Consider the following 14,212-nt stretch of genomic DNA (forward strand, 5'->3'; position numbering starts at 1 on the left):
CCTTCAATTCCCGTGGTTCATGCAGAAGCTGGGTCTTGAGGGTGCTTATTTTGCAAGAGTCTGTCGCAATTCGTTTTCAAAGATTCGTTTGAAGGCTTCCCGATCCTCTTTCGTAAAGGGCTTCGGTCCTTTTGTACGCTTGCCTGCTTTACGCATCTGCGCACCTAAGTAGCGTTGTCCAAGTAAAAAATCGATCGTTTCTGGCAAATACTCTGTGCCGTTATGGTGAAAAACCCGCGCTTTTTTCGGCAAGACCAAAGAGGCTAACCCATAATCTTGGGTAACGAGAAAATCACCGGGCTCTATTTCCTTCACGATTTCATAATCCGCACGATCCGAGCCTTTGTCGACATAGACAAAGTGAACATGGGCAGGATAATCTTTGGTCGTGTAATGATCGACACTGGTGACGATCACCACCGGCAGCTGATATTGCTGAGCCAGCTCGATCACTTCGTTTTTCACTGGCGATCCATCGCCGTCAATAAAAAGTCGCATCTCCACACTCCCCTCACAAGTTTCTTCGTTTACAATTACTTCTATTGTAAGAGGAGCAAGGCGAAGATGCAAGCAGACTTTACAGCCGTTTCCTTGAGGATGTATTTAAAGCCTCAAGAAGAGCAACTGCCTCCGCCCTAATAACTAGCAGCTACCCTAAGCAAAGCTTATCCTTCAACTTTAGAAAAGGCTCGCTCTTTTAGCTCATAAACGACATCGCAAGCCTTGGCTACTTCTTGCTCATGGGTCACTAAGATAATACATTTTTTTTGCTCATGAGCAATTTCTTGAAACAGTTTGACGATCTCTTTGGACGTCGTTTCATCCAAGTTTCCAGTCGGTTCATCGGCTACGATCAGCTCATGCTCACAGCACAATGCGCGAACGATCGCCACCCGCTGCTGCTGCCCACCCGATAATTGGGTCACTTTTTTCAGTGCCAGCTCTTCCGTGATGCCAACTTTGGCTAAGTTTGCTAAAGCGTAGGCCTTTTTATCGGCTTGCTGCGACTTCGCGATCGCCATCGCTGTCACCACATTGTCCAATGCCGACAGATAAGGCAATAGATTATAGGCTTGGAACACGATGGACACATCTTTGCGGCGGTACTCCCGCAGCCCGATTTTTGCTAACGTTTCTTCGTTGTAGAAAATCTTTCCTTCTTTCGGGGTATCTAGGCCTGTGATCAGCGACAGGAAGGTCGTTTTCCCCGATCCGCTGGAACCTAAGATCGCATACATCTTGCCAGGCTCGAAGGTCAAGTCAACGCCACGAAACAGGGCTTCTGCTTCGCTTTGATACCAATAGCCTAATTGTTCTGTTCGTAATGTCATGTCGTTCCTCCTAAGAAACCAAGATTTTTTTCGGGTTCAGCCGCAAAATGCCCGCCGACGAGAGTAAGATCGAGCCAAAGCTGATCCCTAGACCGAGTAATGCCAATAGACCAATTTGTTGAGGGGAAACGGTAATTTCTAAGGACTCCACTTCTGCTGATTGGGTGAAGGATGGGAAAGAACCGCCACGGTTACCGCCCATTTGCGGCATCTCTCCGCCTCCAGGTCCAGCGTTTTCAGCAGCTGCCTGATCCGTCGTCGTTTCGGTTTGCTGTGCCAATAATTGCTCTCCGACGGCATTACCGACAAGATTGCCGCTAGCGGCCGCGATCCCTAAAGCAAATACCATGCAGACAAAAATCTCTGTGAAAAACTGTAGGATCACTTTGGCTCGTGACTCGCCTAAAGAGAGCAATACGCCAATCTCATAGCGACGTTCCCGAATCGACATCATCACGATCAACGTCAAAATAATGATACCGGCAGCAGCAACTAACACAATAATATTTTTGGCAAAGCTCGCGACATTATTCAACGGTGTCAGCATCGATTGATACATCTGATCATTGGTTTGGATGCTATAGGTTTCTGTATCGATCAATCCTTCTGCTTCTTCCACGAATGCCGTCATTTCAGACGGATCACTCAAGGTATAGGTTGCTGAATCAATGGTGTCCTCATTGCCGCTCAACGTATTGGCAAGGGTATAAGAGGCAATGATCGTGTTGGCTGGGTTGAGAAAGTTAAACATTTGGCTCATGCTGTTGCCAACTTCACTCGTTTCATAGATTCCTTTGACCGTCACTTCTACTTCATTGTCCTCTGCATCAGTGATTGAAAACGTATCTCCGACCGCTAAATCATTCGCTTCAGCTAGTGAGGATTCAATCAAGACTTGGTTTGTGCCTTCGTCCTCAGAAGTAATTCCTTCTCCATCCGTGATCGTCGCTGTTCCTTCCGAAAAAGTCGTATACGCCGCACTGGTTGATACGCCAGTGATTTGGAAATCACCTGTACTCATACTCCCACCAGGCATACCTCCTGGCATACCGCCCATTTGCCCCGACTCACTGCTATCGGTTGCTTCTGACTCTGTCGAGGAGTCACTGCTAGAGATCGGTTCGATCCCGCTGACGGCATCAGCCGAGGTACTGACTTCAAAACTATATGAAGCAACCCCGTCTAAATCAGCGATTGCTTGGGCATCTGTGATCGCTACGGGTGTCGATTGAAAACTCCCTGGATCTGGACGTGTGCTCTGGTCATCGCTGTCAGATGAAGAACTTCTTTGCTGAAAAGCCTGCTCACGGTTGGCTTGCAACGTCACGGTTGCGCCGACACTTTTCTGAGCATTTTCAGTCGCTACTAGCGCTGCACTGCGAATCGTCAAACCCGCCAATACAAAAATCAAGATTGCAGAAAATACGGCGATCAGCAGCAGACTCCGGCCTTTTTTCGCCCATAAACTTTGGAGCCCTCGTTTCAAAAAATTCATCTTTGTTCCTCCTGAATGGCAAATTATTGTATTTCGACTATAAGAACCTTAGCTTAAATTGAACTTAAATCTTCCCCAGATTTTTCAAAACGTTGGAACAGACCGCAGCTGTCTTCTGCGATCTGCACGTTTTATTGATGACCCCCAGGGAATGATCGATGAACCTTCAACTAACGGCCAAAGCCGCCGCCCATTTGATTGGTTGTCGCTGTCGCTCCTGATTGGGTCAAGTTGGCGATCGTTTCCGTGACGGGCAACGTTCCTAATTCCGTCCCATCACTAAGGGTCCCACCAGCATAATAACCAGAAACAGCTTGCGCATCATTCGTTCCCCCACTGACCAATGTATAGCTGCTATCCGTCAAATCTGGGCTAGAAAGAACCACATGTTGGTAGCTTTTACTTGGTGCATAGGACAAGATCGTCTGTCCTTGACTATCCTTTAAGGTCACAAGGGTCTCTGCTGCTTGGGTTTGATCGAAACTGATCCCGATCGACTGTTGACTTCCTCCACTGACATTCATGGCCATATCGGTCGTACCAGCAGCCAACAAGACACCGCCAGTGATTTCAAACGTCCCGTTATAATCCAAAGCGCCATTGCCACCGGTCGTTGGACCATTTACGATGACGACCCCATCACTCATGGTGACATTGCCGTTACTGTCTAATCCATCCCCTTCGGCATCGACCACCAACGTCCCGCCAGTGATTATGATTTGTTTGCTGTCATCTGCGGTATCGCCACCGCCAGGACCGCCACCAAAGCTGTCTTGCCCAAATTGGCCAGTGGTTTCCTCCGTATCACTGCCACCACCGGCATTGATCCCGTCATCGCTAGCCACGACGTGTGTCGTACCACCAGCAATCGTGATCACACTTGCTTCTAGTCCTTCATAGGATTCTTCGATAGCAGTCGTCCCATCGGAGATCGTCAATTCATTGTCCGCATGTATGCCGTCGTCACCACTGCTGGCAGTGATCGTACCACCTGTGATGTTGATGGTATCGTTAGCATGCAGGCTATCATCTGCACTATCGATCGCAAAGGTACCGCTGCTGATGGTCATCACACCGCCAGCTTTCAATCCTTTGTAGCTTTCATCCGTCACTAGCGACTGACTTTGTGCCCCGTCAGCCGTTTTGATCGTGAGATCGGCTGATTGGATGCTTAAATTTGTTTCTGCTTGGATGCCATCACGCCCACTTTGGATCGTAAAGGTACCGCCATCGATCGCAACGTAGCCTTTTTCCGCATCTTCCGAATTATTCGCTTGGATGCCATCTCCTTCAGTGGTGTTCAGTGTGTAGTTCCCTGCCAAGATCGACACGGAATCTTTTCCTTTGATGGCATTGTTTTTCGCTGTGATCTCAATCGTGCCACCAGCTAAAACCAAATCATCTTTGCTGCGCAGCCCGTTGCTGTAATTTCCTGTGATCACCAACGTTCCATCACCGTTGATGGACAAATCTTCTTTACTATAAAAAGCGGCATCTGGTTCCGTCTCACCTTCCGCCAAGGTGTAGCTGCTGCCATCTATCAGAGTATTTGTCGTATCACTGGCTAAGGTCGTGATGACTTTTTCTGCTTGTTCGATGACGACTGCCGCCCCGTCTTCATTGGTGATCGTGACACCCGCAAAGATCAGATGGACTTTTTCTTCTTTATTGACGTTGACAACCAGTTGACCATTACTTAAGGAACCGCTGACGACATAGTTACCAGCTTGCGTGATCGTCACCGTTTGGTCTTCCACTGCAACGCCATCAACAGCCGTCGTATCGCCGTCATTCAATTCAAGTTGCGTGGCGGTCGCCTCATCGTAGGAGGCATCCACGTCTTCTTCTTCGTAACTGCCATAATAGTCCGTAGCATCATCAAGAGTCGTTGCAACGTTGGTCACTGCGGCCGAACCGGAAACAGCTGCTGCGGAACTGGAACTGCTGCTCGTGCTAGTACTATCGGTTTTATCGGTTTGCCCGCAAGCGCCTAAGAGCAGCGAAGAGAGCAAGAGTGGATAAATGAGTTTTTTCATAAAAGGTTCCTCCTTCTACAGCTCATCGCGGTTAGCGGTGAGCTTGCCTAAAACAACAGGTAAATTGCCATTACGAACCCGAACTTCATCAATGATTTGCTTTTCTTGCGCTTGGTCTTTTAACAGCAACTGATAACGCAACTCATATAAGCTCCCCATCGTGGTCGTTCGAACCGATGTCAGTTTGGCAGAATGCGTATATTTTTCAAAGAGATCATCGAATAGTTGCGGATAATCCAAATCTTCTGGAATCGTGACTTTCAGTTCTCGTTCACTCATGGCTTGTCGATCGCCAAAGGGTACCGTGTATAAAAGGGTCAAGAAAAGCGCCACGATGATGGAAAAAATCACGACATAGCCGACATAGCCCATCCCAGTTGCCAGACCGATCCCCATCGACCAAAAGACGCTGGTGATCTCTCTAGACCCTCCTGGAACCGAGCGGAAACGAATCAAACTGAAGGCGCCTAAGATCGCCACACCTGTGCCAAGATTGCCGTTGACTAGCATGATCACGGATTGAACGAGGATCGGTAAAACAGCCAAGGTAATGACGAAGTTTTTTGTGTAGACATTGCGGATCATATGGATCGCAGCTACCAATATTCCTAAAAGCAATGAGGCGGCGATACAGATCAATAAGCTACGCCATTCCAAGGTGCTCGTATCGCCAGAAAACAGACTAGATAACATGTAACCATTCCTCCTTCTTGAACAAATGCCGTTGATACGTTTGGGCATATTTTGAAAAGCTGCCTTTGCGTACGCTGTATTTGTTCAACAGCTCCACAAACCATAATGGATAAGCGCCGAGGGCTTTCACTTCCATCAACACCACGATTTCAGGTGCTACCAGCGCCCCCTCACTGCCAGAACCGAACATAAGATCATAGGTGCGAAAGCGAATGTTTTGGTCAAATGTCACGCGAAATTCACTATCATCATCAATAAACAGCGACAAGCGATCATAGGCAATCAACACTTTCGGCAGCAAGTCTGGGTTTTGCTTAAATAGCCAGTGAATCTCTGCAGCGATTTGCGGTGCTTCTGCCATTGACGGCAAGACCCCTGTTTGCAACCAGCCGCAATAGTCAGCATAGGGCATCGGGACTCGGCGTTTGTAGACCACGCCATTGACTTTCTTTTTGATCTCTAAAAAAATTAACTGCTGCTCTGTCGGTATGCCATAGCTGCGGACCCGAAATTTTTCTTTGTATTTCGGTTTGTCCATCGAATGACGAATAAAGCGGTAATCGTGGGTATCGTAATACAAGGACATAATCGTGTGCTGCCCATATTCATCGATCGCCATTCTTTGCTGCAGCTCAGCAAGAAATGCAGGAAATTGTTCCTTGGCTATTAAATATTTTGTCTCTTTTCTTTGAAAGACTTTTTTCAATTTCATAAAAATGTTCCTCCCTTGAAATCCATGCACTGAATTTACGGCAGCTATCTTAAATGCAGCTTAAGGCAAAACAGTTTTTTTAAGCATTTTTTATGCTATTCGTACTATTCTTATCCTTAAAGAGGTGGGAACATGATTAAACTATTAGTGATCGAAGATGACAAAACATTATCTGATAATATGAAAGAAATCGTCAGCGAGATCGGTGACGTCACACAAGCCTATGATGGCAGTGAAGGCTTATACGAGGCAGAAACGGGGATCTATGATTTGATTATTCTCGACTTGATGATGCCAGAGATGAACGGTTATGAGGTGCTTTCTGCCCTAAGAAAAAAAGGACTCCAAACACCCGTCCTGATTTTAACAGCCAAAGACGGCTTAGAAGACAAAGTGACCGGTTTTCAAAAAGGGGCAGATGATTATTTGACCAAGCCTTTTTATCGGGAAGAATTATTGATGCGGATCAAAGCGTTGCTAAAACGCTCCTTAGGTTTGTTCAATGAAAATACCTTGGAATATAACGGATTGCTGTGCAACCTTGGCACCAATGAGGTCAGTTACCAAGGGCAGCTTTTGCCGATCCAAGGGAAAGAATTTGAGCTGCTGCTTTATTTTCTACAAAATAGAAACATTATTTTGACTAAGGAACAGATTTTTGATCGCATCTGGGGATTTGATTCAGAAACGACCTTGACTGTCGTCGAAGTCTATATGAGCAATCTGCGGAAACACTTGCGCCAGACAGGGATCGACAAAGAGATCCGTACGTTGCGAAATGTCGGCTATATTATGCAAGGAGCCTAGTCTATGAATAAAGAACGCTCTAAGAGACAACGGCTGCACTCCTTTCTCCTAAATGTCAGTGCCTTTGCGTTGGTTTTCTTACTTTTAGGAACCATCGTCCTCCAATTGTTCAACCAGTCGGCTTATCGGCAAACCGACATTTCTTTGGAACAAGCAGTCAAAGATACCCGCTTGATCCAAGCAGAGATCAGCGCTTCGCAATCCAATCTAGAGGTATTGCCACCAGATAGTGCCATGCCAAAGATCCCTGGGACCAATCGCTTCAATACCCAGTTGATTCTCTGGTCTGAAGACGGTGAGATATTAAACAAGCAGACCTTGGGCGGCCGCTTTTCACAACTGGCAAGTTTATCTTTAGATACAAGCCACTTAGACAGTATCACATCTTTTTCAGTGGTGGATCAGTCCTTGTCAGAGGAAGAAGAGACCCTTTTGTTTCGTTCGATCACCACCAAAGCACCAACAAATGATGCTGGTGTCGGCTATATCCAAGTCTTGGCGAACACTAACCAAATCAAAAATGCGATGAACAATTTCCAAACGATTTTAATTTTATCGATGATCTTTTTCTGGATTCTTTCGATCGGGATCAGCTATTTGCTTTCCAGCTTGAACATGCGCCCCATTTTAGCCTCCTGGAAAAAACAGCAGGAATTTGTCGAAAATGCATCCCATGAGCTGCGCACACCATTGACGATCATTCAAAACAGTCTGGAACGCCTGTTTACCAAGCCCAATCATACGATCATTGAAGAATCTGAAAGCATTGCCCAAGCGTTAGCGGAAACTCGGCGACTGACTGGATTAACGGCGGATTTGCTGACGATCGCCCGCAGTGATTCCAATCAATTGCTTTTGACAAAAGAAACCATCGAGCTAGCTCCTTTTATCGATGACTTAGTCAAACCTTTCAAAGAAATTGCCGAATTGGATCAAAAACACTTTGTTGTCGAAAACTTTGCCAAAACGACCGCTTGCTTTGACCAAAAGAAAATCCATCAGGTCCTCGTGATCCTCCTAGATAATGCCTTAAAATATACCAGCAGCGGTGATAAAATCACCCTCTTATCGGAGATTTCTAACAAGCAATGGCTGATCGAGGTCAAAAACACGGGACCAGCCATTTCCGATGAAGAAAAAGCCCGTATCTTTGATCGCTTCTACCGCGAGGATCGTTCCCGTTCCAAAGAGACCGGCGGCTATGGTTTAGGCTTAGCGATCGCCAAGCAAATCGTTGAAGAGCACAAGGGCCAAATCCAGGTCAAAGATTTGCAGCCACGAGGGGTTATTTTTCAGATTCGTTTACCTAAAGAAGGATAAAGGAGAAAAACAAATGCAGGTCATCACCCTTAAAGAACACCCTGACTACTTAGCAGAAGCCATTCGTTACTTCCAAAAACAGTGGGCTGGTCCCGACTCCCTCATGGTTTATGAAGACAGCCTGACCCATAGTTTTTCAACAAGCATTTTGCCGCAATGGCTACTGCTGGTCAACGAAGAAATCGCAGCAGACGGACGTTATCAAATCATCGGCTGCGGTGGCTTGATCCCCAACGACTTCATCAGTCGGATGGATTTAACCCCTTGGCTTTGCGCCTTGTATGTGGACCCTTTGTGGCGTGGCCAAGGCGGTGCCCCCCTTTTGATCGAAACAGCCAAGCAACGTGCTGCTGGAGCTGGTTTTGATTCTCTGTATCTATGTACGGATCTTTCTACTTTTTATGAGAAGTTTGCTTTTGAACCGATCGGAACGGGCTACCATCCTTGGGGAGAGTCTTCCACCATCTATCGCTGTTCTCTCACCTAAATGAACAAAAAAAAGCTGTGAACAAAAATGTTCACAGCTTTCTTTACTCACAGTACTATTGCTAGTAGAATACCCTATCTCCACAAAAGGAATATTCCGACACCCTACAAATCCGGTAGGTTGCTTACGCGGTGTGCCTCTGCTATCAATCTGGTCAGCTAATGCTAGACCTTCTCGACTCGTCGCATGAGGATTACTTTACCATAAATTTAGTCGGAATACTACTGTTTTTTATAAAATTAAAACTGCTGATAAGCATTTCTCAAGAAAGAGTGCCTATCAGCAGTTTTTCATGAATCAATTGTTACTTTTCAAATAGAAACATTCCAATTGATGGATAAAAAAACTTAGGATAAGAAGGTCGCTACTTTGGTCGTAATCAAATCGATGGCTACGTGGTTTTCGCCGCCTTCTGGTACGATGACATCGGCATACCGTTTGGTCGGTTCGATGAATTGATGATACATCGGTTTTACCACCGTCAAGTATTGTTCGATCACAGAATCCAATGTCCGGCCACGTTCTTCCATGTCACGTTTGATTCGGCGAATGATCCGAATATCATCGTCTGTATCAACATAAAGTTTAATATCCATTAAATTACGCAATCGCTCATCTTCTAGAATCAAGATCCCTTCCAAGATAATGACTTCTTTGGGTTCTTGAATGATCGTTGCTTCGCTGCGGGTATGCGCAACATAATCATAGACGGGTTTTTCGATCGTTTGATATGCAAGCAGCTGTTGCAAGTGATCGATCAACAAATCAGTATCAAATGCAAAAGGATGGTCATAGTTGGTGTTCAACCGTTCTTCAAAGCTCAGATCACTTTGGTCTTTATAGTAGGAATCTTGTTCAAGCATCATAATAGAATGGTTGGGGAAATGATTAAAGATCGCCCGACTCACGCTTGTTTTTCCACTACCTGATCCACCTGTCACACCAATAATAATGGGCTTGCCATTCGTCATTCAATTAACCTCTTTCATCTTAAAAAATTCACACTGGTTCTATTATAGCGAAAATTCGGCAAATTACTACTGTTTCTGTAGAATCAGTGCTGCAATAAAGGAAGTAATTGCTGCAAACGTTCGATCTCATAAGTAGGCTGAATCTCACCACTGTTTTTTTTCTTTGGATTGAACCAAATCGTATCGATCCCTGCCAGTTGTCCGCCTAAGATATCTGAAGTCAGTGAATCGCCAATGATGACTGTTTCTTGTTTTTTAACGTTTGGTATGCGAGCAAACACATAGTCAAAATATTCTTTCATTGGTTTTTGATACCCTGTATCTTCTGAAACAAAAATATCACGGAAATACGGCTTTAATTTGGCATCTTCCAAGCGGCGATATTGGGTTTCAGAAATCCCGTTCGTCACCACGTATAGGTCAAAATGCTGCGCCAACTCCGCTAAGATCTCATCACTGTTGTCTAACAGTTTATGTCCTTCATTTAGAAATTCCCGATAGGCCAATTCAACTGCTGGACTATCGACCTGAATGCCTTGCGTTTCAAAAAACAAACCGAAACGCTCATTGATGACTTGGTCTCTCGTAATTTTCCCTTGCTCAAACTGCTGCCACAAATCATGATTGATCGTTTGATAGCTTTGTTTGCGCTCTGGGGTCATTTCCAAGCCATGAGCTTCAAATAGTGCTTTTAAGGCTTGATCTTCGGTATCTTGAAAGTCGAGGATCGTGTCATCGACATCAAATAATAATGTTTTATACTTCATTTTCTCCCTCTTTCTCAGCGGAAATGCGCCGCCAGTCCTCTTAATTCTTCTTGCGTCAGCGAGCGATAACTCCCCACTGCTAAATCATCTGGTAGAACTAGCGAACCCATCGCTGTTCGTTTCAGCTGAATGACTTTTTTCCCTCGGGCTAAAAACATCTTTTTCACTTGATGGAACTTGCCTTCAGCAATTTCTAACGAAACAAAGGAACGAGCCGCTCGGGCATCGATGATCGTTAGGGCAGCTGGTTTGCAAGTGACACCACCATGAAAGGTGATCCCTGTGGCAAATGCCGCCACATCTTCAGGAGTCACCAAGTCATTGACCACCACTTCATATCGCTTGGTCACCTTTTTAGTGGGATGCAGCAAGTCATAGCCTAACTGACCATTCGTCGTAACTAATACCAACCCTTCCGTGTCCCGATCCAATCGACCGACGGCATAAAGATCTGGGTGCTGGTCCTTTGGTGCAATCAAATCGATCACTGTCTGGTGCTGTTGATCAACATTCGCTGTAACAACACCATTGGGTTTGTTGACGATATAATAGCGTTCCTGCGTCTCCAACTGACGACCCGCAACGATGATTTGATGGATGGCGCTATCGACATTGCGCTCAGGTCGCCCTTCAATCCTTTGGTCCACGAGGACTTTTCCTTGCTGAAACAACCGTTTCATCTCTTTACGAGAAGTATTCAATTGTTGCTCGATCACTTTATCTAAACGCATAAATTTTTCTCCATAGTGGCTATTATAGCTCAGGATCTAGTGAAAGGAAACTGCCAGGATTTCAAATGATTTGACTTTCTTTGTCTTTTTGCGTAAGGTTAAAGAGTAAAGTAAATATAGTTTCTCATACACAGCGTTATGACCTGGTGGAGAAAAGTTGAACCAAAACTTTCTGGGGCAGTTGTGTACACAACTGCCCTTTTGCGTGTTTTCACTCACGTACCACTTAATGTGCAGAGTTAACAAAATTTGCTTAAAAAATCTCGTTATTAACGAGAAAATTTTAGGAGGAATTGAGTTATGTCAGTATCATTAGAAGTTACGAAAAGAGAAGTTCGCCCACGTTCTTTACGGAACAAGTTGCGCCACGAAGGAAAAGTACCTGCAATTGTCAATGGGTACAAAGTAGAAAGCACACCGATTGCTGTCAATGCAGCAGAATTAGAAAAAATCTTGCGTGAAAATGGATTGAATACCGTAATCACGATCAGCTTAGAAGGCAAAAAAGTCAATACACTGATCAAAGAGTATCAATCAGATACCTTCACACGCAATTTAACCCACGTTGAATTCCTATCTGTCGATATGAATGAAGAAACAGAAGTAGAAGCAGAAGTAACCTTAATTGGCGAATCTGCTGGTGTCAAAGCTGGTGGTGTTCTAGCACAAAACTTGTATACAGTCGTTGTATCAGCAACACCAGACAAATTGCCTGAACGTGTTGAAATCGATGTAACGTCATTAGAGATCGGCGATTCATTAACAGTGGCTGATCTGCCTAAGAACGACGAGTACACGATCGTGACCGATCCAGAAGAACAAATCGTTGCGGTTACTGAACCACAAGAAATCTCTGAAGATGAAGAAGCTGGCGAAGCTGCTGAACCAGCAGTTATCGGTGAAGACGAAGAATAATCATAGAACATCGTTCTTAAGATCGCGTCTTCAATCAACAGACACTTCTAAGAAATGCAAGACTCTTGAAGGGCTTTTCCTTTAAGAGTCTTTTTCATTCTTACGAAGAGCTGGTGAGCTGCAACTGACTATTTTCCACTGAAAGACGCCATGGGAAAGCTTGGTCCAGCCAACCCAACAAATTTTTAAGAAAATAGTTAAAATGCGTCGCTGCCCAAAAAGAAAAGCAGAAGTAGTTGCATTTTTGACGGTTCTTCATTATGATAAATAGACAAATTTGATGTTATTGGCAAGCCTACTTGAAGGAGGGGTTTTTATGTTTGAAACATTTGATGATCACCGCAGCCGCTACGCTTCTGGCGGGATTGTTCAAACACTGCCTGGCGAACTGATCGATAGTATTTGGTTAATCATCGATCTCGATTTAAAAGGGTTTATTCCGTTGACAAATCTGCTCACCTTTGAAGTCCAAAACAATCACGGTCGTGTCACACTGCTTTTTTCTCAAGTACAAAGTCAAATCGAACTCGGCGTTGATCTGCCTTACCGTTATTCCGACCTCTATCCCCAAAAAGTCTATGTGTATGACGATGGGCAGCGGCAAACGATTTTATTGCCTAGCGAGACTCGTTAACGCCCATTCGCCCTTCTCTTTTTATAACGACACCTATATAAAAAACCACCCTTTTTATTTTAGAAGGTGGTTTTTTTTTGCATACCTCCTTTCATTTAATTCTGTCTAGCAGCAATTTCAAATAAATACTCGACAAAAACATCGTTTTTTATTACGTTTTATTGACTATTTTTTGTGAGTGAAAATAACGAATGAAGTTCCCTTATAATAAGGACAGTTGCAAAATTTAGCTGAAAGAGGTGCATGATGTTGAAAAATATCCTTGAAAAAGATATTATGCAAATGCTGCGACTCTCCACAACACTTTTAACCGAAAATCCCCTGCCTTTGAATAAAGCTGCTGCCGCCCAAAAAATCTCTGTCAAAACGATCCGTCGGCTGCTGTCAAGCTATTTAAACGAGGACCCATTCTTCCACTATGATGTACAACAAGGACACATTCGTGCAGACCGTCATTTGCAGCAATCAGCCAGTTGCTCCCTCCCCCATATGGAAATGATTGCTGCATTATTCAATAAAAGTGCAAATTATCAGCTACTCTTGCTCTTGTTAAAAATGCCGACTATTTCCTTTGCAGATCTCTACAAACGCTATTATCTCAGCCCATCCAGTTTGCATCGGCGCTTTTCATCCTTTTCTAACTTTTTAGCACCTTATCAACTAGCTATCGATCGCCGCAGTTATCCTTTAATCACTGGCAACGAACGACAATTGCGCTATGTGCTTTTTCGCCTTACCCTCTTAGCAAACCCAGCGCTTATCTCCCCCAATCAAGCGTTTCAGGAGCTGACACAAATCCATCAGTTACGGAAAACTGCTTTTTATCCCAACACATCAATCACGTTTACTCAACAAGTTTTTCCCAAACACTTTGTTCCAAGTTTCTACTTAGTCGGTGAACGCAGCTATTTGTTTTTATGGAAACAGCTTCTAACATTGGAGCCTTTCTATGTACCTGCAGAAGAATCTGTCCTCTTATGCCAAATCATCACCCCAGTTTTGAGGCAGTATCCAATCGAGCAGCCGTTAGAGGTTCTTTTGCCGAAAATTTTCCAAGCCCATCTGCTGGGGGCATTATTGGAGGGCAATTTATTTGTCTATCCGCCATTAAATCCTCGCTTATCTGAACGGTCACAATGCTTGGTCCGTGTTTTCTTGACACAGCTTCCCCACTACGAAAAACTTTTAAAGAAGCATCCCGAGTTGCCCTTGCTCTATGAATGCATTTGGCAAGACGTCTCTTTCTTCCAACCCATCATTGCCTTTCCGCAAAAAAAAGAGCGTCCGCTTAAGTAGCGACACGCTCTTTTTAA

The 14,212-nt window shown here is 44.7% G+C and carries 15 protein-coding genes; 6 read left to right on the plus strand and 9 right to left on the minus strand.

The window, feature by feature from the left end; all coding sequences use genetic code 11:
* Window positions 1-45: 45 nt before the first annotated feature.
* From IGI82_RS15490 to IGI82_RS15515, 6 genes are all read right to left on the minus strand, one after another.
* Window positions 46-498, minus strand: coding sequence for a YaiI/YqxD family protein (locus tag IGI82_RS15490; RefSeq protein ID WP_015510428.1), 453 nt, complete (start codon window positions 496-498; stop codon window positions 46-48).
* Window positions 499-665: 167 nt separating this feature from the next.
* Complete coding sequence (locus IGI82_RS15495; RefSeq protein WP_016609898.1) at window positions 666-1,331, minus strand: ABC transporter ATP-binding protein; 666 nt, start codon at window positions 1,329-1,331, stop codon at window positions 666-668.
* A gap of 10 nt (window positions 1,332-1,341) precedes the next feature.
* A complete protein-coding gene (locus IGI82_RS15500) occupies window positions 1,342-2,826 on the minus strand; it encodes an ABC transporter permease (protein ID WP_005231794.1) in 1,485 nt (494 codons plus the stop codon).
* 170 nt (window positions 2,827-2,996) lie between these two features.
* Window positions 2,997-4,862, minus strand: a complete 1,866-nt coding sequence (locus IGI82_RS15505; protein WP_438842458.1) for a carbohydrate-binding domain-containing protein — start codon at window positions 4,860-4,862, stop codon at window positions 2,997-2,999.
* A 15-nt stretch (window positions 4,863-4,877) separates the two neighbouring features.
* Window positions 4,878-5,555, minus strand: coding sequence for a DUF4956 domain-containing protein (locus tag IGI82_RS15510; RefSeq protein ID WP_438842459.1), 678 nt, complete (start codon window positions 5,553-5,555; stop codon window positions 4,878-4,880).
* Window positions 5,545-6,267: a polyphosphate polymerase domain-containing protein gene (locus IGI82_RS15515; protein WP_438842460.1), complete on the minus strand. Its 723-nt coding sequence runs from the start codon at window positions 6,265-6,267 to the stop codon at window positions 5,545-5,547. The genes IGI82_RS15510 and IGI82_RS15515 overlap by 11 nt, the downstream gene beginning before the upstream one ends.
* A 132-nt stretch (window positions 6,268-6,399) precedes the next feature.
* Here IGI82_RS15515 and IGI82_RS15520 point away from each other — a divergent pair, with 132 nt between their 5' ends.
* From IGI82_RS15520 to IGI82_RS15530, 3 genes are read left to right on the plus strand one after another with little or no spacing between them, the layout of a single operon-like run.
* Window positions 6,400-7,074: a response regulator transcription factor gene (locus IGI82_RS15520; RefSeq protein ID WP_005227933.1), complete on the plus strand. Its 675-nt coding sequence runs from the start codon at window positions 6,400-6,402 to the stop codon at window positions 7,072-7,074.
* A gap of 3 nt (window positions 7,075-7,077) precedes the next feature.
* Window positions 7,078-8,394 carry a sensor histidine kinase gene (locus IGI82_RS15525; RefSeq protein ID WP_005227932.1) on the plus strand — a complete coding sequence of 439 codons (1,317 nt, stop codon included), beginning with the start codon at window positions 7,078-7,080 and terminating at the stop codon, window positions 8,392-8,394.
* Between the two features lie 13 nt (window positions 8,395-8,407).
* Entirely contained in the window at window positions 8,408-8,881 is a 474-nt protein-coding gene (locus tag IGI82_RS15530; protein ID WP_438842461.1) for a GNAT family N-acetyltransferase, read from the plus strand.
* Between the two features lie 347 nt (window positions 8,882-9,228).
* Here the strand turns inward: IGI82_RS15530 and udk are convergent, their stop codons facing one another.
* From udk to IGI82_RS15545, 3 genes are all read right to left on the minus strand, one after another.
* Complete coding sequence (udk, locus tag IGI82_RS15535; protein WP_005227927.1) at window positions 9,229-9,852, minus strand: uridine kinase; 624 nt, start codon at window positions 9,850-9,852, stop codon at window positions 9,229-9,231.
* Between the two features lie 83 nt (window positions 9,853-9,935).
* Window positions 9,936-10,619, minus strand: coding sequence for a YjjG family noncanonical pyrimidine nucleotidase (locus tag IGI82_RS15540; protein ID WP_438842462.1), 684 nt, complete (start codon window positions 10,617-10,619; stop codon window positions 9,936-9,938).
* 14 nt (window positions 10,620-10,633) lie between these two features.
* Window positions 10,634-11,350: a 16S rRNA pseudouridine(516) synthase gene (locus IGI82_RS15545; protein WP_016609902.1), complete on the minus strand. Its 717-nt coding sequence runs from the start codon at window positions 11,348-11,350 to the stop codon at window positions 10,634-10,636.
* Window positions 11,351-11,650: 300 nt separating this feature from the next.
* Here IGI82_RS15545 and IGI82_RS15550 point away from each other — a divergent pair, with 300 nt between their 5' ends.
* The 3 genes from IGI82_RS15550 to IGI82_RS15560 all read left to right on the plus strand — a co-directional run bounded on the left by IGI82_RS15550 (window position 11,651) and on the right by IGI82_RS15560 (window position 14,195).
* Entirely contained in the window at window positions 11,651-12,265 is a 615-nt protein-coding gene (locus tag IGI82_RS15550; RefSeq protein WP_005227923.1) for a 50S ribosomal protein L25/general stress protein Ctc, read from the plus strand.
* Window positions 12,266-12,581: 316 nt separating this feature from the next.
* Window positions 12,582-12,899, plus strand: coding sequence for a DUF960 domain-containing protein (locus IGI82_RS15555; protein ID WP_438842463.1), 318 nt, complete (start codon window positions 12,582-12,584; stop codon window positions 12,897-12,899).
* A 243-nt stretch (window positions 12,900-13,142) separates the two neighbouring features.
* The gene (locus tag IGI82_RS15560; protein WP_375818289.1) at window positions 13,143-14,195 is read left to right on the plus strand and encodes a helix-turn-helix domain-containing protein; all 1,053 of its coding nucleotides are present in this window, start codon (window positions 13,143-13,145) and stop codon (window positions 14,193-14,195) included.
* Window positions 14,196-14,212 lie beyond the last annotated feature (17 nt).

Origin of the sequence: Enterococcus sp. AZ067 (genome assembly GCF_051715005.1) — a bacterium.
Classification (GTDB): domain Bacteria; phylum Bacillota; class Bacilli; order Lactobacillales; family Enterococcaceae; genus Enterococcus_D; species Enterococcus_D casseliflavus.

What these genes read in the sequence shown, in the direction of transcription:
- IGI82_RS15490 (WP_015510428.1), bottom strand. Translation starts at nt 498, where the DNA reads ATGCGACTTTTTATTGACGGCGATGGATCGCCAGTGAAAAACGAAGTG.
- IGI82_RS15495 (WP_016609898.1), bottom strand. Translation starts at nt 1,331, where the DNA reads ATGACATTACGAACAGAACAATTAGGCTATTGGTATCAAAGCGAAGCA.
- IGI82_RS15500 (WP_005231794.1), bottom strand. Translation starts at nt 2,826, where the DNA reads ATGAATTTTTTGAAACGAGGGCTCCAAAGTTTATGGGCGAAAAAAGGC.
- IGI82_RS15505 (WP_438842458.1), bottom strand. Translation starts at nt 4,862, where the DNA reads ATGAAAAAACTCATTTATCCACTCTTGCTCTCTTCGCTGCTCTTAGGC.
- IGI82_RS15510 (WP_438842459.1), bottom strand. Translation starts at nt 5,555, where the DNA reads ATGTTATCTAGTCTGTTTTCTGGCGATACGAGCACCTTGGAATGGCGT.
- IGI82_RS15515 (WP_438842460.1), bottom strand. Translation starts at nt 6,267, where the DNA reads ATGAAATTGAAAAAAGTCTTTCAAAGAAAAGAGACAAAATATTTAATA.
- IGI82_RS15520 (WP_005227933.1), top strand. Translation starts at nt 6,400, where the DNA reads ATGATTAAACTATTAGTGATCGAAGATGACAAAACATTATCTGATAAT.
- IGI82_RS15525 (WP_005227932.1), top strand. Translation starts at nt 7,078, where the DNA reads ATGAATAAAGAACGCTCTAAGAGACAACGGCTGCACTCCTTTCTCCTA.
- IGI82_RS15530 (WP_438842461.1), top strand. Translation starts at nt 8,408, where the DNA reads ATGCAGGTCATCACCCTTAAAGAACACCCTGACTACTTAGCAGAAGCC.
- udk (WP_005227927.1), bottom strand. Translation starts at nt 9,852, where the DNA reads ATGACGAATGGCAAGCCCATTATTATTGGTGTGACAGGTGGATCAGGT.
- IGI82_RS15540 (WP_438842462.1), bottom strand. Translation starts at nt 10,619, where the DNA reads ATGAAGTATAAAACATTATTATTTGATGTCGATGACACGATCCTCGAC.
- IGI82_RS15545 (WP_016609902.1), bottom strand. Translation starts at nt 11,350, where the DNA reads ATGCGTTTAGATAAAGTGATCGAGCAACAATTGAATACTTCTCGTAAA.
- IGI82_RS15550 (WP_005227923.1), top strand. Translation starts at nt 11,651, where the DNA reads ATGTCAGTATCATTAGAAGTTACGAAAAGAGAAGTTCGCCCACGTTCT.
- IGI82_RS15555 (WP_438842463.1), top strand. Translation starts at nt 12,582, where the DNA reads ATGTTTGAAACATTTGATGATCACCGCAGCCGCTACGCTTCTGGCGGG.
- IGI82_RS15560 (WP_375818289.1), top strand. Translation starts at nt 13,143, where the DNA reads ATGATGTTGAAAAATATCCTTGAAAAAGATATTATGCAAATGCTGCGA.